This window comes from Campylobacter sp. RM12651, from assembly GCF_022369475.1.
Classification (GTDB): Bacteria; Campylobacterota; Campylobacteria; order Campylobacterales; family Campylobacteraceae; genus Campylobacter_E.
Map to the genome: position 1 here is coordinate 178537 of NZ_CP059600.1, position 17860 is coordinate 196396.

Here is a 17860-nt window from a genome sequence, read left to right on the forward strand (position 1 = left end):
TAGTTTTTGTGTAAAAACTACTCAAATACCTATAAATATTTTAATTATATTTATCAATTAATTATATTTTTATTATATTTTTTGTGTTAGTATCTCGCCGAATTTTTAATAAAAAAAGGAAAAAAATGAGTTTTAAAAATAAAATTTATTTAACATTAATTGTGTTATTAGTCGTTGGATACTCGGCTCTAACCTACATTAGTTATAGCACTAGTAGCAAAACTATATCTGCTAATATTGAACGCTATTTAGATGATATTGTAGATAAGAATTTAAATTACATTCAAAATTTCATTAGCATAACAGAGCAAAGCATTAAAGAGACTGCTAAAACTTTATCTAAGTTTGATTCAAATTCTAAAGAAGCTTTTGTGCCTTACTTAGAAAATGAAACTAGGGTTTTAAATTCTCCTATGGTATTTTTAGCATTTGAAGATGGCTCTATGTATGATGGCACAGGTTGGAAAGCACCTTTTGATGCAACTCAAAGAGGTTGGTATAAACAAGCAAAACAATTAAATAAAACTTTTGTAACTGATGTTTATGAAGACGCTCAAACTAAAAAATTAGTTATGTCAGTAGTTTCTCCAACATACGATAAAAACTCTAATTTTAAAGGTGCTTTAGGTGCTGATGTTACTTTAGATAAAGTTTCTGATTTTTCTAAAAATGCTGGAATTGAAGGTGGGGCTTTATATGTTTTAGATAATTATGGAATGATTATTGGTTATCCTGACCAACAATTAATAGGTAAAAAATTAGTAGAAGTATTTCCTAATTTAAAACCAATGCTTGATGAAATGTATTCAAAAAATAGTGGAAAATTAGAATTTGAATTAAATGGAGTAAAGCAAATTATGGATTTTAGCACTATTCCTGAAACTGGCTGGAAAGTTGCTGCTGCGATAAATAAAGAAATAGCATTTAAAGATGTTAGCAATCAGTTTAAAACGCTAATAATCGCAAGTGTTTTAGCTATTGTGGTTACTATTGGTATTGTTATATTGGTTTTAGTTTATTTGTTTAGACCATTTGATAGACTAGGCTTAATGATGAAAGATTTAGCAGTAGGGGAAGGTGATTTAACAAAAAGAGTTGCGATTAATGGTAATGATGAAATAGCTCAAATAGGAAAGCATGTAAATACTTTTATACAAAAAATCCAAACTTTAATAGCTAATTCAAAATCAACTTCAACAGAAAATGCAAGTGTAGCTCAAGAATTAAGCTCAACTTCACTAGCAGTAGGTAAGCAAGTAGAAGAAGAAACTACAATAATAGGTTGTGCTACTAAAGCAGGAGAAGCTATATTAAAAGATATAGATGTTACCGTTGAACACGCTGAAGAGAGTTCAAAACAACTTGAAACAGCTAGTGATAATTTAGATATTATTAAAAATCAAATATTAAAACTTGTTTCAGTGCTAGAAAATCAATCTTTACAAACTACTGAATTATCAAATAAATTAAATCAAACTAGCCAACACACAGAAGAAGTTAAAAATATCTTAAATGTTATAAACGATATAGCAGACCAAACTAATTTATTAGCATTAAATGCAGCTATTGAAGCAGCTCGTGCGGGTGAGCATGGTCGTGGATTTGCTGTGGTTGCTGATGAGGTTAGAAAATTAGCTGAAAGAACGCAAAAAAGCCTTGCAGAAATAAATACAACAATAGGTGTGGTAGTTCAATCAGTAAATGATGCGTGTGGAGAAATGGAAAAGAACGCTCAAGATATTTCAAATATTTCAAAATCTAGTGTTCAATTAGAAGAAGTGGTTAATGAAAACTCTTTAATCGTTCAAACAAGCATTAGTGCTAATAAAAATAGCGTAAATGAATATAAAGATATAGCTAAGACTATTCGTAGTGTTATAACTCAAATTGAGCAAATTAACAAAATCGCTAATTCAAATGCTAGAAGCGTAGAAGAAGTAGCAGGAGCAAGTGAGCATTTATCTAAGATGACTATTAAACTTGATGAAGAATTGGGTAAATTTAAAATCTAATTTAAACCAGCTAAATGCTGGTTTAATCTTTTAGTGGAATTTAAATCTAAGATTATTTGTAAAAGTTTTTTAATATTGTTAGTTTGATAGGATTTCTTTTAATTTTCTGAAGTCTTTTAATTCATTTTCTAGTTTATAAACTTTTTTTAGCAAATTCATAGCAGCTATGGTTCTTGTGCTTATTCTATTTGTAGCAATTGCAATTCTTAAACTCCCTTCACTCATTCCAATTTTTTCTGCTAATTCTTTGTAGGTTAGATTGTTTTCTTTACAAAATGTTTTTATTTCTTCTACTTTCATATCATATCCTTAATACAAATATATTTTTTATATAATATCATTTAAATGATTAAGCAAAATATATATTTTTTAAATTTTTGTATTTTTTATGATGATAAAAGTAATGAATATATTTTAAGTGTAAGCATAGTTAAGCTTTTTATTAAATGAAGCAAGTAAGAGATAGGAATGAAAAATAATAATTCACAAATTATATTTAGAAGAATAGATATAAAGAATTATCAAAAGCTATTAAAGAAACAAATAAAGCTAAAAAATTAGTTTTAAAATGAGATAAATAATAGGAATTTGAAATTCCTATTATTTTTTACAATCCCAAACGCTCATAAATCTTATCAATATTTTTAAGATGATAATCAACTAAAAAAGCATTTTCAATCTCTTCGGTGCTTAAGATTTCGCAAATTTCTTTGCTATTTTTTAATAATTCTTTAAACTGAAGCTTTTCGCTCCAAGCCTTTTTAGTTAGTCCTTGCACTAAATCATACGCCATTTCACGACTTAAACCCTTTTGAATAAGGGCTAAAAGCACTTGTTGAGAAAAGATTAATCCATAAGATTTATCTAAATTACTTTTCATATTTTCAGGATAAATCATAAGATTTTTTACAATAGAACTAAATCTTTTTAGCATATAATCAAGCAAAATCGTTACATCAGGAAGCATAATTCGCTCTGCACTTGAGTGGCTAATATCACGCTCGTGCCATAGATTTATGTTTTCGTAAGCAGTTATTAAATACCCCCTAATCACACGGCTAAGACCACAAATATTCTCACTTCCTATTGGATTTTTCTTATGTGGCATTGCAGAGCTACCTTTTTGATTTTCACTAAAATATTCAAGCATTTCTACGCATTCAGTTTTTGCAAGGTGCCTTATCTCTGTAGCAAATCGCTCAAGTGCACTTGCAATCAACGCACACACGCTTATATAATTTGCGTGCAAATCTCTAGGTAAAACTTGAGTGCTGATATTTGCTACATTTAATCCAAGCTCTTTACAAATATCAAGCTCTACTTCTAGTGGAACATTTGCATAAGTGCCTACTGCACCGCTAATTTTTCCTACTCTAATCTCTTCACTAGCGTTTATAAAACGCTCATAATTTCTTTTGATTTCTTCGTAAAAATAAGCAAACTTTAGCCCAGTAGTAGTAAGCTCTGCATGAACTCCGTGAGTTCTTCCTATTTGTGGAGTATATTTATAAAGATTTGCTTTTTCTTTTAAAATATCTAAAAGATTTTCTAAATTAGCTTTTATTATTTCATTTGCTTTTTTTAGTTGAATTGCTTGTGCAGTATCTACTACATCAGTGCTTGTTAGTCCATAATGAACCCATTTTCTCTCATCGCCTAAATTAAGTGATAATGCTCTTGTAAAGGCTATTACATCGTGTTTGGTTTGCTCTTCTATTTCTTTTATTTTTGCTATATCAAACTTAGCATTTTTATATAGTTTTTCTAAATCTTCATTAGGAATTACACCTATTTTATTAAACGCCTTGCAAGTTGCAAGTTCAACTTCTAGCCAAGCATTAAATTTAGCTTCTTCACTCCAAATACTTGACATTTCAGGGTTTGAATATCTTGCAATCATTTTTTACCTCCAAATAATCCTTTAATAAGATTTTCAGCAGGTTTTAATGTTTCATTTATTTTTTCACCATTATTTTTGCCTGTTATTTTATCTAATACTTTTACAGCATTTTCTATAGTGTTTTTTGCATCAGGAATGAATTTAACATCATCATTTACACCTGAAAATGTTCCTTTAATTTCATTATTATTAAATGCTACAAGAGCAGGTGCATTGATACTTTTTGTAAGAGTATTATATGTTCCATTATTTACTTCAATTTTTGCAATTGTTGCACTAATTTTTGCATTATAATCAATTAGATTTTTATTAATATTTACTAATACATCGCCTTTATCAAAAATAACTTGGGTAATATCAGTATTTAAAATCGTATTAATTAATTTTATAGTTTTGTGATATTTTAAATGTCCTTTTCCAAGATTTGCAACTAATTTTCCATTAGCATTTTTTAAATCATAATCTAAATTCCCATTGATATTTGCCTTATAAATATCAATTAAATCAAAAGATTTTGCAAGATTATCTAAAGCTACGCTAGTTAAATTAGCGTTAAATTTATCCCCATTTAGCTTAGCAGCTAATGAACCGCCAAAGAATTCTTTTGAGTTTAAAGTAAGATTTAATATCTTATCAAAAGTTAAATTCCCATCAACTTTTACATTTCCGCTCATATTTTTATTAAGTAAAGCGTTAAAATTAGCTAGATTTGCACTCGCATCATAATTTGCGTTTGCTACGCCTTTTTTGTAATTACCATTTGCGTTAAAACTATCTACTAAATCAGTATTTAATTTAGCGTCAAAACTGATATTATCAGCACCATTTAGCTTAACATCAGCGTTTGCTAATACTTTTGAATTAATCTCTAAATCATATTCTTTTTTGAAATAACTTGGGATTGTTTTTCCGTTTATATTAAGATTTGCCGAGCCTATTAGGTTTTTTAAATCGCTTAATTTTGCGTTTATATTAATATTTGCATCTAACATTTTATCTTGATTTAGCAAGCCTAATAAAGCTAGAGATTTTAGACCTTCAATATTAGCTACTAAATCATTTCTACCCATTTTTATATCTGATTTTGCACCTAATAATAAACCATTTACATTCGCATTTTCTAAACCATTTTTATCTAAATTAGCACTAGCTTTAAGATTTATTATCTCATCGCCACTAAGTTTTAAAAGTCCTGCGTTAGCTCTTAAATCAGTATTAATTGCAGTTTTGCTATTAGATAAATCGTGAGTGATTTTTAAATCTTTTGCATTTATATTTTTACCACTAACTATAGAATTTATATTTGCTAATTTATTTTTAAAATCAATTTGCGAAGTGATTTTTAAATCAGAATTTAAATTAGGATTTATGAAAGCTAATTCAGTAAGGCTTGTAACTAATTGCCCTTGAACTTCTAATTTATTAAGATTTATAGGTTTAAAATCACTTGTAATATTTAAAATATTTGATTTTACATTGATATTTGGAGTAATTTCATTAGCTTTATAAGTATTTTTAGAATCAATTATAACCTTACCAAATCTTGAAATGTCAATTCCAAATTCTTTTGTGATACTTGGTTTTAGCTTAAGTTCTGAATAAATATTAATTAAAGCTTTTGCATCAAGTTTGTCTTTATCAAATTCATCAACATTTGCATTTAGGTTGATAAATCCACTTGCATAATCAACATTTGCGATTTTGCTTAATTTTTCTATATCTAAATTATTAGCATTAAGATTTAGTTTAGTTGGAAAATAATCTTTTATATTTGCATCAAGTGTAAGTGGGCTAGTAAAAATAACACCTTTTCCATCTATGTTAAAATTATTAAAACTACCATTTATATTGCCTTTAATGTTTAAAGGGTCGGTGATTTTTAGGGTTTCTAGGTTTTTTCCATTTAATTCATAATTTATATTAAGATTGCGAGATAATAGTGAAAAATCCCCATTAACTGCTGCTTCAAGCATTCCATTAACTAAAACTTTTAAATTAATAGTTGAAAATCTCAATTCAAATTCTTCAATTTTAACTGCTATATTTGAATTTTCATTGATTTTTTTCTCTGCTATATTTTTTACGAAATTATTTCCAAAACTTGTAAATAACACACAATAAGCCCCTATAACAATTATTAAAATCAAAGCAAGGAGCGAATAAATAACTTTTTTCATAATACAACCTTTCGTTTTCTTCATAAATAAACTTGAGCTATTTTCACTAAAGTTTCTTTAGTTATTTTTTATCATTTAGTGATTTGATTAACTTATTTTAATTATAATTTAGCACTCAAAGAATTAGAGTGATAAACCACAAGAAAGGAAGAAAAAATGAATTTTACTCCACTAAATAAGCGTGTATTAATCAAATGCGCAAATGAAACAAAAACAACAGCTTCAGGAATTATTATACCTGACAATGCTAAAGAAAAACCACAACAAGGCGAAGTTGTAGCAGTTGCTAAAGAAATTAGCGATATTAAAATCGGCGATAAAGTAGTATTTGGTAAATACGCAGGTAGCGAATTAAAAATTGATAATGAAACATATTTAATTTTAAGTTTTGAAGATATTTTAGGAATTTTATAAGGAGATTTAGATGGCAAAAGAAATTTTTTATTCAGATGAAGCTAGAAATAAATTATATGAAGGCGTTAAAAAATTAAGTGACGCTGTAAAAGTTACTATGGGGCCTCGTGGCAGAAATGTATTAATTCAAAAAAGTTTTGGTGCTCCAACTATTACAAAAGATGGTGTTAGCGTTGCAAAAGAAGTTGAATTAAAAGACACTTTAGAAAATATGGGTGCTAGTTTAGTAAGAGAAGTTGCAAGTAAAACTGCTGATCAAGCAGGAGATGGAACTACAACTGCAACCGTTTTAGCTCACGCAATTTTTAAAGAAGGTTTAAGAAATATAACAGCTGGTGCAAATCCAATTGAAGTTAAGCGTGGTATGGATAAAGCTTGCGAAGCAATTATAGCTGAACTAAAAGCTTTAGCAAAACCAGTTGCAGGAAATAGAAAGCAAATCGCACAAGTTGCTACAATTTCAGCAAATAGCGATGAAAAAATCGGACAATTAATCGCAGATGCAATGGAAAAAGTAGGCAAAGATGGCGTTATCACAGTTGAAGAAGCAAAATCAATCAATGATGAATTAAGCGTTGTTGAAGGTATGCAATTTGATAGAGGCTATCTAAGCCCATATTTTATCACAAATGCTGATAAAATGAATTGTGAATTAAGCAATCCATTAATTTTACTTTATGATAAAAAAATCACAAATCTAAAAGATATTTTACCTGTGCTTGAAACTGCACAAAAAAATGGTCGCCCACTTTTAATCATTGCTGAAGATATTGAAGGCGAAGCATTAGCAACTTTAGTTGTAAATAAATTAAGAGGAATTTTAAATATAGCTGCAGTTAAAGCTCCTGGATTTGGTGATAGAAGAAAAGCAATGCTTGAAGATATTGCAATCTTAACAGGTGGAACGGTAATTTGCGAAGAAATGGGAAGAACACTTGAAAGTGCAAACGCAGCTGATTTAGGAAGTGCTAGTTCAATCGTAATTGATAAAGATAATACTACAATAGTAAATGGTGCAGGTAGCAAAGACGCAATTAATGCAAGAATTAATCAAATCAAAGCTCAAATTGCTGAAACTACAAGCGATTATGATAGAGAAAAATTACAAGAGCGTTTAGCAAAATTAAGTGGTGGTGTTGCTGTTATTAAAGTTGGTGCTGCAACTGAAACTGAAATGAAAGAGAAAAAAGACAGAGTTGATGACGCACTAAGTGCAACTAAAGCTGCTGTTGAAGAAGGTATAGTAATTGGTGGTGGTGCTGCACTAATTCACGCTACAAATAGAATTAATCTAAATCTTGAAGGCGATGAGTTAATCGGTGCAAATATCGTTCGCCGTGCAATCAAAGCTCCAATTCGCCAAATTGCAGAAAATGCAGGATTTGATGCAGGAGTTATCGTAAATACAATTGAAACTTGCAAAGATGAAAACAAAGGATTTGACGCTGCAAGTGGCGAATATGTAGATATGTATGAAGCAGGAATAATTGACCCTGTTAAAGTTGAGCGTGTAGCATTACAAAATGCCGTAAGCGTTGCTTCAATGCTACTTACAACAGAAGCTACAATAAGCGATATTAAAGAAGATAAACCTGAAATGCCAATGGGTGGCGGTATGGGTGGTATGGGCGGAATGCCTGGTATGATGTAATACCACTTTTAAAAGCTCCAATTTTGGAGCTTTTTATTATTTAAATTCCTAAATTATTTTATTAACTTCATTTTATAAATCTAATTTAATCATATCTTTAAAAAACTATTTATTAAAAGAAATTTTAAGCTTATATTAAGAACCCCCCCCATATAATAAAAGTTTAATTTATTTTAGAAGAACTTTTATGAAAAAGACAATTTTAAGTATTGTTGGTGTTGGTTTGATGTTTGGTGCTTGTGCTAGTAATTCTTTAGAGCTTGATACAAAATTAAATAATAGTATTTTTATTGAACCAGTTGCTAAAAGCAAAAAAAATATATTTGTATTTGCAAAAAAAACACTAGTGATTGTAATGTAAATATTGAATCAAAACTAATTGAAGGATTAAAAAATAAAGGCTATACAATATTAAATGAACCCACTAATGCTACTTTTATTGTAAGCACTAATATTGTTGAATGCTCTAAAAAAAGCGAAGAAGAATTAAAGCAAGATGCTTTAAAATCAATTAATCCAGCATTTGCTGCTTTTGCTAATAATAAAAGTTTTGCAAGTTCTATTATAAATAATATTACCGGCGAAGAATATACAATAGAATTAAAAGCTGATGTTAATATTAAGCAAAGAAGTGCAAATAAGGTCATCAATCAAAACAATAATTATGATATAAAAAATTCAAATTCATCTTTAAAATTACAAAACAATTCAAAATCTCAAAATTACGAAAGTGATTTCATTGAAAACTCAACAATAATTAATGCAAAAGCAAAACAAAGAAATATTAAGCTTGAAGAAGTATTACCTATACTTGAGAATGAAATGGCGAAGAAGATATATAATTTATTCTAATTTTTAAGGAATTTAAATCCTTTTTAAATTCCTTAATTAATCAAAACAATAATTATGATATAAAAAATTCAAATTCATCTTTAAAATTACAAAACAATTCAAAATCTCAAAATTACGAAAGTGATTTCATTGAAAACTCAACAATAATTAATGCAAAAGCAAAACAAAGAAATATTAAGCTTGAAGAAGTATTACCTATACTTGAGAATGAAATGGCGAAGAAGATATATAATTTATTCTAATTTTTAAGGAATTTAAATCCTTTTTAAATTCCTTAATTCAGGTAAAACCTTATTTTTCTTGGTTTTCATTATTTTTTTTAATAAAAATTGTTGCTATGCAAACTAGCACAGCAAATAAAGAAAAAGCTTGTTCTAACACTTGCATTTGATATCCTTTCATATTGCAGGATATCAAAAGCAAAAAGTATTCCTAATCTTGTATTTTAAAATCATTAGGGTGGTCTAGTGCGTAGCGGAATTTTTCCATATCTATTTGTTTATTCCATATAGCAACTATTAAGCAAGCAACAGAGTTACCGCATAAGTTTCCACACGCTCTCATCTCACTCATAAACTTATCAACTCCTAATAAAACGGTGATTGTTGCAACAGGGATTAAATTATCTCCTAATGAGCTAAGAGTTCCTGCTAAAACGATAAAGCCGCTTCCTGTTACTCCAACAGCACCTTTACTAGTAACCATTAATATAAGTAAAATTGTAATTTCTTGCCATAAGCTAATATCTATATTAAATGCTTGTGCTAAAAATATTACACTCATAGCTAGATAAATATTTGTGCAATCTAAGTTAAAGCTATATCCAGTAGGTAAAACTAAACCAACACAGCTTTTATCAATTCCTGCTTTTTCTAATTTTTTCATAAGTGGTAATAATGCACTTTCACTTGAGCTTGTTGTAAATACGATTAATAATTCTTTAGCTATAAATCTAATGAATTTAAATATATTTACTTTAGCTACATAACAAATTATTCCTAAAACTCCAAATATAAATACACAACAAGCAGCAAGCATAACGAATAATAAATATCCCATATTTACAAGTGAGCTTAAGCCAAATTTTGATATTAGATAAGCCATAGCACCAAATGTAGCAAGTGGGCTAAAATACATAATTAAAGTAAGAATTTTAAATACAAATGATTGGAACACTTCTAAAGCTTTTTTGATATATTCTCTATCTTGCTCTTTTAAAGTTATTACAATAAATGCTGTAAATAATGCTATAAATAAAACTTGCAATGTTTTTCCATCTGTAAATGGGCTTACTAAATCTTGTGGAATTGCTCCTTTTAAAACTCCCCAAAAACTACTTTCGCTACCTTGAGAAGCTTTTACATATTTATCAACACTTGACGCATCTAAAGCATTGATATCAAGATTCATACCAACTCCAGGTTGTAAAATTCTAGCCATAAATATACCTACGATTAGAGCAAGTGTGCTTACTACTTCAAAGTAAATTACAGCCTTAACACCAATTCCGCCGATTTTTTTAATATCTCCTAGTCCAACTATTCCTAGAATAATCATTACAAAAATGATAGGTCCAATTAAAAGCTTTAATGCTTTAATAAACATATCAATAAACACTTTAGACCAAATAGCTAGATTTTCTATTCCAAGTGCTTCTATTTTAATAGGAGGCATGGCTCCAACAACAATTCCTAGGATTAATCCTACAATAACCCAAAAAATAAGGCTTTTAAAATACCTGCTCATTTTTTTTCCTTTTTTAGATAATATTCACTCATAATAACCAAAAAAATATTTTTTTGATAATTTTTAATGATAAATTAGATAAAAAATGTTACGAATTTACACAAAGGATAAAATATGAATATAAATATCAATGCAAAAGATATAGATTTTGACAAACATTTAATAGTAGATATTAGAACTCAAGAAGAAATAGATGAATTTAGTTTAGAAGATACTTTACTTTATCCTATAGATTTTAATTCAGCTGATGAAGAAATTATCAAAAAAGACTTTGATGAGATTATTAAAAATAATTCTAAAACATTAGTAATTATGTGTAGAAGTGGAGCAAGAAGTGCGTTTTTATGTGAGTTTTTAAATCAAAAAGAAAAAATCGCTCTTAATTTATCAGGTGGTATTATTGCAATGTGTCAAAATTACCCAGATAAAGTAAAAAATTAATTAAAATCATTACAATATGTAACATATTTGACTATTTATAATAATTATTATTAAAATAGTCAAATAATTAAAATTTTTAAAAAATTCTTATTTTAAATTCTTTTTATCAAAATCAAACAAAGTCCGATACGATAAATGTTTTAAATATTTTAAAATTATTATTAATTACTTTAAAGTTTCAGTTTGATTTTGGCTTAACTTAGTAGCAACTTTTCTTTAACTTTTAAAAATAAAATGAAAATATTCATTATAAAAAGGACAATCAAAATGATACTTAAAAGAAATGGATTAAAAGAAGTTTTTAAACCTTATAAGATAGAAAATGCTATCAAAAAAGCTTATGCAAGTTGTAATAAAGAAGCTTCAAATTCTTTAATATCTTTAGTTATTAAAGAGTGTGAAAACAAAGACTTAGTAAGCGTTGAAGAAATACAAGATAAAATTGAAAAAACACTATTTAATGAAAAAGAATTTGAAGTATTGAAAAGCTTTATGCTTTATAGACACACTAGAAAACTTCGTCGTGAAAAAGACTTAGAATATGGCACTTATATTAACTGCTCAAATACAATAAGCGAATATATAAACAAAAGCGATTGGAGAATTAATGCTAATTCAAACACAGGCTATTCTCACGCAGGACTTATAAATAATACTGCAGGAAAAGTCATTGCAAATTATTGGCTAGATAATGTCTATAGTGATGAAATGGGCTTAGCACATAGGAATGCTGATTTTCATATACACGATTTAGATTGTCTTAGTGGATATTGTGCGGGTTGGAGTTTAAGAGTATTATTAAATGAAGGATTTAATGGGGTAAGAAGTAGGGTTGAAAGCAAAGCCCCTAGGCATTTTAAAGAAGCTTTAGGGCAAATGGCTAATTTTTTGGGTATTTTACAAAGCGAATGGGCTGGAGCTCAAGCGTTTTCAAGTTTTGATACTTATCTTGCTCCTTATGTTTTTAAAGATAAATTGAGTGATTTAGAGATTAAAAAGGCTTTAATAAGTTTTGTTTATAACCTAAATGTCCCTGCTCGTTGGGGACAAAGTCCATTTACTAATATTACTTTAGACATAGTTTGTCCTCAAGATTTAAAAAATCAATTTCCAACCACTAATGATATTCATTTTTTTAAGGGCATAAAAGATGATGAGTTAGAACAAAAGGCAAAAATGCGTGGCAAAAACTCACTAGAAGAGCTAACTTATGGTGATTTTGAAGAAGAAATGCAAAGAATTGTTAGGATATTTTATGAAGTTTTAAGCGAAGGCGATAAAAACCATCAGCCCTTTACCTTTCCAATACCTACTATAAATCTTACTGAAGAATTTGATTGGAATAGCGAAGTAGCCGATGCGATTTTTGAAAATACAGCAAAAATGGGCTCATCATATTTTCAAAATTTCTTAGGTTCACAATATAAATTAGATGAGTTTGGCAATAAAGTAGAAGATGAAAATGCTTATAAACCAAATGCGGTTCGCTCTATGTGTTGTAGGCTTCAGCTTGATTTAAGAGAATTGTTAAAGCGTGGCGGTGGGCTTTTTGGAAGTGCTGAAATGACAGGAAGTATTGGCGTAGTTACTATTAATCTAGCTCGTTTGGGGTATTTGTATAAAGCAGATGAAAAGGGTCTTTATAAACGCTTAGATGAGCTATTAATTTTAGCCCGTGATAGTCTTGAATTAAAAAGAGCTTTCATTCAAAAAATGTATGATAGGGGGCTTTATCCTTATACTAAAAGGTATTTGCCAAGTTTTAATAATCATTTTTCAACTATAGGGATAAATGGGGCTAATGAAATGCTTAGGAATTTTAGCAATGATGCTTATGATATAAGTTCAGAAATAGGAAAAGATTTTTGCATTAAATTAGTAAATTATATTAGAGAAAAAATTAAGCAATTTCAAGAAGAAACAGGTAATTTATATAATCTTGAAGCCACTCCAGCAGAAGGGACGACCTATCGTTTTGCTAAAGAAGATAAAAAAAGATTTAAAGATATTATCCAAGCAGGAAATGGCGATGAGATTTATTATACAAATAGCACACAACTACCTGTAAATTACACTGATGATCCATTTTTTGCACTCAATATGCAAGATGATTTGCAGTGTGCTTATACGGGTGGAACCGTTCTTCATCTTTATATGAAAGAAAGATTAGAAAACAAAGAAATTTGTAAAAGATTGGTTCAAAAAATAGCGAATAATTATCGTTTGCCATATTTTACGATAACGCCTGTTTTTAGCGTATGTCCAATACATGGATATATTGCAGGAGAGCATGAGTATTGCCCTAAATGTGATGAATTGTTAAAGGAGAAAGAATGAAAAATAACGAAAAAAGAACAAAATGTATGGTTTATACTAGAGTAATGGGTTATCACAGACCCGTAGAAAGCTTTAATCTAGGCAAAAAAGGCGAACATAAAGAAAGGAAAATGTTTGTTATCAAATGATTTATGATATTACCCCTTTTAGTGTGATTGATTATCCTAATTATATCTCTTGCATAGTGTGGATTGCAGGTTGTAATTTAAGGTGTAAATATTGCTATAACGAGCATATTATAAATGGTTTTTCTAATGTAAGTAAAAATCAATTAAAAAGCTTTTTAGAAAGTAGGGTATGTTTAGTTGATGGGGTTGTTTTTAGTGGTGGAGAATGTACTAATTCTGCTAATTTATTAGATTATATAAAATTAGCAAAAAGCTTAGGCTATTTAATCAAAATTGATAGTAATGGCTCAAATCCTAAGGTAATTAAAAATATTTTAGAAAATGATTTAGCAAATTATTTTGCTATTGATTTTAAAGCCCCTAAAGAGAAACTAAAAGCTCTTACGGGGCTTGATTATTTTGATGAGTTTGATAAGACTTTAGATATTTTGCTAGATTTTAAAGCAGAATTTGAAATAAGAACTACTTGGCATTTTGACTTACTTAGCGTTGATGAAGTGCTTAAGATGAATGAGTATTTAAGAAAAAAGGGTTATAAAAATAAATATTATTTACAAAAATTTTTAGAAGTGCCAAATATTGCTAATCTAAAGCAAAGCATTAAAACGATTGATTTTAATAGACTTAATGATGATTTTATGTTAAGGAATTTTAATTAAATAAAATTTAGGAATTAAATTCCTAAATCAAAGTGCGTAGCTGCTTTCAAATAATCTTCTATACCAAGGAAGTCTTGGTTTTATATATTTAATATCGTTTAAATCACTATCTTTAATCTTTTTATCATAGATTTCTTCGCTTATATCATGTCCCATTCTTCTATATAAATTCCTAATATCAGTATCTAGCATAATTTGAGTAAGATTTAATTTAGTCTTAATACTATTTACTAAAGGCGTATATTTTGAATTTTTATAAGTAGATAAGAAAATATCAGCATCTTTAATTGAGTCTAAAAGCAAATATTGATTTCTATTAGGCAATGAAAAAGCATAAAAATTATTTCTAATTTTAAGATAATTTAGCCATTCGTAATTTTGGCTATTACCATATAGCTTTATATATTCATCTATGTAATAATTTGCTAACAAATATTCGTGTTCATTTGCGTGTGCTTGTGATAGAATTAACATAGCACTTGCTAAAAGTGGGCTATTTATATGCTCGCTATACAAAGATATATAATCACTATCTGCCTTTTCTAAATCATTCTTTTTTACACTTTCAATGATTTTTTCTAACCAAGCACTATCGCTTAAATTATAATCATCAAACATATCTTTTTTATTGCTAGCACAAGCGCTAAAAAATATCGTTAAAATTAGTAAAAAAATATTAAGTTTTTTCATTTATTTTCCTTTAAAAAGGCGATTATAAGTTCTAATGTTAAATATTTATTATATACTTAGGATATTTTTTTTAAAGGAGAAATAATGATATTTGAAGTTAAGTTTCCTATATTAGGTTTTGAAGATACTACAAAAGTAGAGTTAGAAAAAATGTATGATTGTTTCGCGAGATTAAAGAGTGTTGATGGTAGAGGTTTTACATTTACTATGCTAAATCCTTATGCTATTTGTAAAGAATACGAATTTGATATGCCACTTTCTTACAAAGCTTTACTTGAAGTTACAGCTAGTTCAAATATTGAAATTTATAATATTTTGATTTTAAATAAAAGCGTTGAAGAATCTACTATAAATATGTTAGCTCCGGTGATTTTAAACCACGATAATAACACTATGGCACAAATTATTTTAGACCCAACTCAATATCCATTCTATCATCCAACAGAAAAGATTAAAAATTTCTTACAACAAAATATGAATGAACTAAAGCAATGAATGAAAATATTTATATCCTTGGCAATGGCAAAATGGCGAAAGCTATTGCTAAAGGATTAGAAAATTCAAATTTTAATGTGGTTTTTGTAGTAAGAAATAAATTAAATGTAGGTGTTAAAAATTGTATTTCTTATGAAGAATTTGATATTACTAATAAGATTTGTATTTTATGCTTTAAGCCATATAATTTAGATGAAGTTAGTAAAAAATTTTTAGGTAAAACTGCAAAAATTATCATTAGTCCTTTAGCAGGAATTAGTATTGATAGTTTAAAAGTAATTGCATCTGAATATTATTTAAAAATTATGCCAAATATTGCTGCTGAATACAATAAATCTTGCACTACTTATGTAGGAGATAAAACTCATAAATATTTTGATTTAGCTTTAAATATTATTAAAGGTTTTGGGGTAGCAATAGAATGTGAGAATGAAAATGAGCTTAATTTAGCTATGGCCATTAATGGTTGTGCCCCTGCGTTTTTAGCGTTAGTTGCTGAAGCTTTAGCTAATGGTGGAGTTAGTATAGGGCTTAAAAACGATAAATCTTATGAGTTGGTAAAATCATTATTTGCTAGTTTTGAGAGTTTAATTGCTAATAATCATCCAGCATTAATTAAAGAAGGTGTATGCTCTCCAGCTGGAGTTAGTATAAAAGGTGTTAATGTTTTAGAAGATGAAGCTGTTAGAAGTGCTTTTATAAAAGCTATAAAAGCTAGTGCAAATAAAAATTAATTTACACACCTAAAAAAGGTGTGTAAAGCTTATTCAATATCAGGTGATTTTGTAATTCTATTTCTTATATCTCTTCTTACTATTTCCATTCCCCATAGCCATACAATATGTCCAAATATTTCTGATAAATGTTCATCAAATGGAATTTGTGATAAAGGTGGAACTTGTGCTATTAAAGGCATTACAATTACATGCGCGAATAAATATACGAAGAATCCAAATACAGCACCTTGCCACATTTTAATACGAGGCCAAATTTCTGCAATCATACAATACATAACACCAAATACAATTGAAAATCCAACATGAACAATGAAAATTGATAAAGGCATATCCATACCTGAAAACATATAAGTAAAATCAGTAGGCATACCAATTTGTTCTAAAAATATTTTAGGTGGAGTTGTTCTTTCTAATGCATCAAGAGGCCAAACAAAATTAGGATTTCTTGGTGGAAATGGCACTTCCCAGCCCCATTTAACAATAGCACCGAATATTCCAGCTAGAATTCCAATCCAAAAAGATAAAGCCAAACGCCTATCGCTAGGTTTTGTAAAAGTCATAAAATCTCCTTAAAAATAAATTAAAACTGAATTATACTAACTAATATTAATAATTAAATAAAATATATTATCTTTTAATAATATTTATTAATTAATTACCTAAATTATTAATTTTATTTGAATAAATTAATATTGTTTTTCATACTATTAATTTAAACAAATATATATTTTTTATATATTATTTTATAAAATTTTAAAAGTATTATTTTAAATTATTTATAAATAATATATAGATAATTATTTTAAGTATATGTTATAAATTAGAAAAGTATAGTGATAGTATTTATAAAATAATGATAAGGTTTGTAGTATTAAATTTATAATATATGCTTTTTATTGGTAATAAAGGCTTTTTTATTTCAAGTGTTGCAATTACTCTTATATTTATTTAAACTTATGGTATAAAGCTTTAATTTATATGCTAATAATTACAATATTATTTTCTCTATCTTGGTTACATTTAATAATCATAGTCTTATCCGTGAATATTTAAGATTATTGATAATTGCAAGTTTAGTTAATTGGAAATGACATATTTAAACATTTTAGAATTAAAATACATAAATTATACTGCATTAGCATTTGCAATTTTAGTATACAAATCAATATATTAAGCTTAAAATTAGTGCTTAAAAATACGATTTAATATATAAGAATTAATATTTAAAATATTAAGAGAATTTTTTAATAGTAGTTAATAAAGAGAATGCAAAATCACTTATACATTTAGTTAAATTATTAGATTGGTTATAGTTTGTTCTCACATAAATATAGCAGAAACGCTTTCTTTGTGCCTTTTATATTTTATGCTTTATCACTCGCTATTTATTTATGATTATTTCTTAGTAATTTTTTAAATATTTTAAGTCTTATTATATGTTTTTATAAGTAAAGATAAAAATATATAATAATTATAAAAAATACTTTAGAAGCTTAAATATATTTTCAAATAAATATTAAGTGGTGTCCCCAACAGGATTTGAACCTGTGGCCTTAGAATTAGGAATTCTACGCTCTATCCAGCTGAGCTATGAGGACTAAAAGATTTGATTATTATTTTT

At 27.8% G+C, this 17860-nt stretch carries 17 protein-coding genes and 1 tRNA gene; 10 read left to right on the top strand and 8 right to left on the bottom strand.

Annotation, left to right across the window (positions count from 1 at the left end):
- The first annotated feature begins 125 nt into the window (after positions 1-125).
- Complete coding sequence (locus AVBRAN_RS00870; RefSeq protein ID WP_214150249.1) at positions 126-2012, top strand: methyl-accepting chemotaxis protein; 1887 nt, start codon at positions 126-128, stop codon at positions 2010-2012.
- 78 nt (positions 2013-2090) lie between these two features.
- Here AVBRAN_RS00870 and AVBRAN_RS00875 read toward each other — a convergent pair whose 3' ends face one another.
- The 3 genes from AVBRAN_RS00875 to AVBRAN_RS00885 form a co-directional block, all read right to left on the bottom strand.
- Entirely contained in the window at positions 2091-2312 is a 222-nt protein-coding gene (locus AVBRAN_RS00875; protein WP_214117503.1) for a helix-turn-helix transcriptional regulator, read from the bottom strand.
- A gap of 307 nt (positions 2313-2619) precedes the next feature.
- Complete coding sequence (gene purB / locus AVBRAN_RS00880; protein WP_214117502.1) at positions 2620-3912, bottom strand: adenylosuccinate lyase; 1293 nt, start codon at positions 3910-3912, stop codon at positions 2620-2622.
- On the bottom strand, positions 3909-6089 hold the full coding sequence (locus AVBRAN_RS00885; RefSeq protein WP_239803309.1) for a hypothetical protein: 2181 nt from the start codon (positions 6087-6089) through the stop codon (positions 3909-3911). The genes purB and AVBRAN_RS00885 overlap by 4 nt, the downstream gene beginning before the upstream one ends.
- Positions 6090-6245: 156 nt before the next feature.
- Between AVBRAN_RS00885 and groES the strand changes: the two genes are divergently transcribed.
- The 3 genes from groES to AVBRAN_RS00900 all read left to right on the top strand — a co-directional run bounded on the left by groES (position 6246) and on the right by AVBRAN_RS00900 (position 8515).
- Complete coding sequence (groES, locus tag AVBRAN_RS00890) at positions 6246-6503, top strand: co-chaperone GroES (RefSeq protein ID WP_214117500.1); 258 nt, start codon at positions 6246-6248, stop codon at positions 6501-6503.
- 10 nt (positions 6504-6513) lie between these two features.
- Positions 6514-8154 carry a chaperonin GroEL gene (groL, locus tag AVBRAN_RS00895; protein ID WP_239803310.1) on the top strand — a complete coding sequence of 547 codons (1641 nt, stop codon included), beginning with the start codon at positions 6514-6516 and terminating at the stop codon, positions 8152-8154.
- Between the two features lie 187 nt (positions 8155-8341).
- Positions 8342-8515 carry a complement resistance protein TraT gene (locus AVBRAN_RS00900; RefSeq protein ID WP_239803311.1) on the top strand — a complete coding sequence of 58 codons (174 nt, stop codon included), beginning with the start codon at positions 8342-8344 and terminating at the stop codon, positions 8513-8515.
- 40 nt (positions 8516-8555) lie between these two features.
- Here AVBRAN_RS00900 and AVBRAN_RS00905 read toward each other — a convergent pair whose 3' ends face one another.
- Together AVBRAN_RS00905 and AVBRAN_RS00910 are read right to left on the bottom strand one after the other, a co-directional pair.
- On the bottom strand, positions 8556-8801 hold the full coding sequence (locus AVBRAN_RS00905; RefSeq protein ID WP_239803312.1) for a hypothetical protein: 246 nt from the start codon (positions 8799-8801) through the stop codon (positions 8556-8558).
- 637 nt (positions 8802-9438) lie between these two features.
- Positions 9439-10752 (bottom strand): cation:dicarboxylase symporter family transporter, encoded by a 1314-nt coding sequence (locus AVBRAN_RS00910; protein ID WP_239803313.1) that lies wholly within the window; start codon positions 10750-10752, stop codon positions 9439-9441.
- Positions 10753-10866: 114 nt separating this feature from the next.
- On the opposite strand from AVBRAN_RS00910, the gene AVBRAN_RS00915 reads away from it, so the two are divergent.
- From AVBRAN_RS00915 to AVBRAN_RS00925, 4 genes are all read left to right on the top strand, one after another.
- On the top strand, positions 10867-11193 hold the full coding sequence (locus tag AVBRAN_RS00915) for a rhodanese-like domain-containing protein (protein WP_214117496.1): 327 nt from the start codon (positions 10867-10869) through the stop codon (positions 11191-11193).
- A gap of 261 nt (positions 11194-11454) precedes the next feature.
- The gene (locus AVBRAN_RS00920) at positions 11455-13530 is read left to right on the top strand and encodes a ribonucleoside triphosphate reductase (RefSeq protein ID WP_275591999.1); all 2076 of its coding nucleotides are present in this window, start codon (positions 11455-11457) and stop codon (positions 13528-13530) included.
- A complete protein-coding gene (nrdD, locus tag AVBRAN_RS10985; protein ID WP_214117495.1) occupies positions 13527-13658 on the top strand; it encodes an anaerobic ribonucleoside-triphosphate reductase in 132 nt (43 codons plus the stop codon). Before AVBRAN_RS00920 ends, nrdD begins: the two co-directional genes overlap by 4 nt.
- A complete protein-coding gene (locus AVBRAN_RS00925; RefSeq protein WP_239803314.1) occupies positions 13655-14317 on the top strand; it encodes an anaerobic ribonucleoside-triphosphate reductase activating protein in 663 nt (220 codons plus the stop codon). Before nrdD ends, AVBRAN_RS00925 begins: the two co-directional genes overlap by 4 nt.
- A 27-nt stretch (positions 14318-14344) precedes the next feature.
- On the opposite strand, the gene bamD is transcribed toward AVBRAN_RS00925, so the two are convergent.
- Positions 14345-15007, bottom strand: coding sequence for an outer membrane protein assembly factor BamD (gene bamD, locus AVBRAN_RS00930; RefSeq protein WP_214117493.1), 663 nt, complete (start codon positions 15005-15007; stop codon positions 14345-14347).
- Between the two features lie 84 nt (positions 15008-15091).
- Here bamD and fliW point away from each other — a divergent pair, with 84 nt between their 5' ends.
- Entirely contained in the window at positions 15092-15502 is a 411-nt protein-coding gene (fliW, locus tag AVBRAN_RS00935; RefSeq protein ID WP_214117492.1) for a flagellar assembly protein FliW, read from the top strand.
- Positions 15499-16236: a pyrroline-5-carboxylate reductase gene (locus tag AVBRAN_RS00940; protein ID WP_239803315.1), complete on the top strand. Its 738-nt coding sequence runs from the start codon at positions 15499-15501 to the stop codon at positions 16234-16236. Before fliW ends, AVBRAN_RS00940 begins: the two co-directional genes overlap by 4 nt.
- Positions 16237-16265: 29 nt before the next feature.
- Here AVBRAN_RS00940 and AVBRAN_RS00945 read toward each other — a convergent pair whose 3' ends face one another.
- Both AVBRAN_RS00945 and AVBRAN_RS00950 read right to left on the bottom strand, forming a co-directional pair.
- On the bottom strand, positions 16266-16799 hold the full coding sequence (locus tag AVBRAN_RS00945) for a YagU family protein (protein ID WP_214117490.1): 534 nt from the start codon (positions 16797-16799) through the stop codon (positions 16266-16268).
- A gap of 961 nt (positions 16800-17760) precedes the next feature.
- A tRNA-Arg gene (locus AVBRAN_RS00950) sits at positions 17761-17837 on the bottom strand.
- Positions 17838-17860: the final 23 nt, after the last annotated feature.

Coding starts and splice junctions, on each gene's coding strand:
- AVBRAN_RS00885 (WP_239803309.1), bottom strand. CDS start 6,089: ATGAAAAAAGTTATTTATTCGCTCCTTGCTTTGATTTTAATAATTGTT.
- purB (WP_214117502.1), bottom strand. CDS start 3,912: ATGATTGCAAGATATTCAAACCCTGAAATGTCAAGTATTTGGAGTGAA.
- AVBRAN_RS00900 (WP_239803311.1), top strand. CDS start 8,342: ATGAAAAAGACAATTTTAAGTATTGTTGGTGTTGGTTTGATGTTTGGT.
- fliW (WP_214117492.1), top strand. CDS start 15,092: ATGATATTTGAAGTTAAGTTTCCTATATTAGGTTTTGAAGATACTACA.
- AVBRAN_RS00915 (WP_214117496.1), top strand. CDS start 10,867: ATGAATATAAATATCAATGCAAAAGATATAGATTTTGACAAACATTTA.
- AVBRAN_RS00875 (WP_214117503.1), bottom strand. CDS start 2,312: ATGAAAGTAGAAGAAATAAAAACATTTTGTAAAGAAAACAATCTAACC.
- groL (WP_239803310.1), top strand. CDS start 6,514: ATGGCAAAAGAAATTTTTTATTCAGATGAAGCTAGAAATAAATTATAT.
- AVBRAN_RS00870 (WP_214150249.1), top strand. CDS start 126: ATGAGTTTTAAAAATAAAATTTATTTAACATTAATTGTGTTATTAGTC.
- nrdD (WP_214117495.1), top strand. CDS start 13,527: ATGAAAAATAACGAAAAAAGAACAAAATGTATGGTTTATACTAGAGTA.
- AVBRAN_RS00945 (WP_214117490.1), bottom strand. CDS start 16,799: ATGACTTTTACAAAACCTAGCGATAGGCGTTTGGCTTTATCTTTTTGG.
- AVBRAN_RS00910 (WP_239803313.1), bottom strand. CDS start 10,752: ATGAGCAGGTATTTTAAAAGCCTTATTTTTTGGGTTATTGTAGGATTA.
- groES (WP_214117500.1), top strand. CDS start 6,246: ATGAATTTTACTCCACTAAATAAGCGTGTATTAATCAAATGCGCAAAT.
- AVBRAN_RS00940 (WP_239803315.1), top strand. CDS start 15,499: ATGAATGAAAATATTTATATCCTTGGCAATGGCAAAATGGCGAAAGCT.
- AVBRAN_RS00925 (WP_239803314.1), top strand. CDS start 13,655: ATGATTTATGATATTACCCCTTTTAGTGTGATTGATTATCCTAATTAT.
- bamD (WP_214117493.1), bottom strand. CDS start 15,007: ATGAAAAAACTTAATATTTTTTTACTAATTTTAACGATATTTTTTAGC.
- AVBRAN_RS00905 (WP_239803312.1), bottom strand. CDS start 8,801: ATGACCTTATTTGCACTTCTTTGCTTAATATTAACATCAGCTTTTAAT.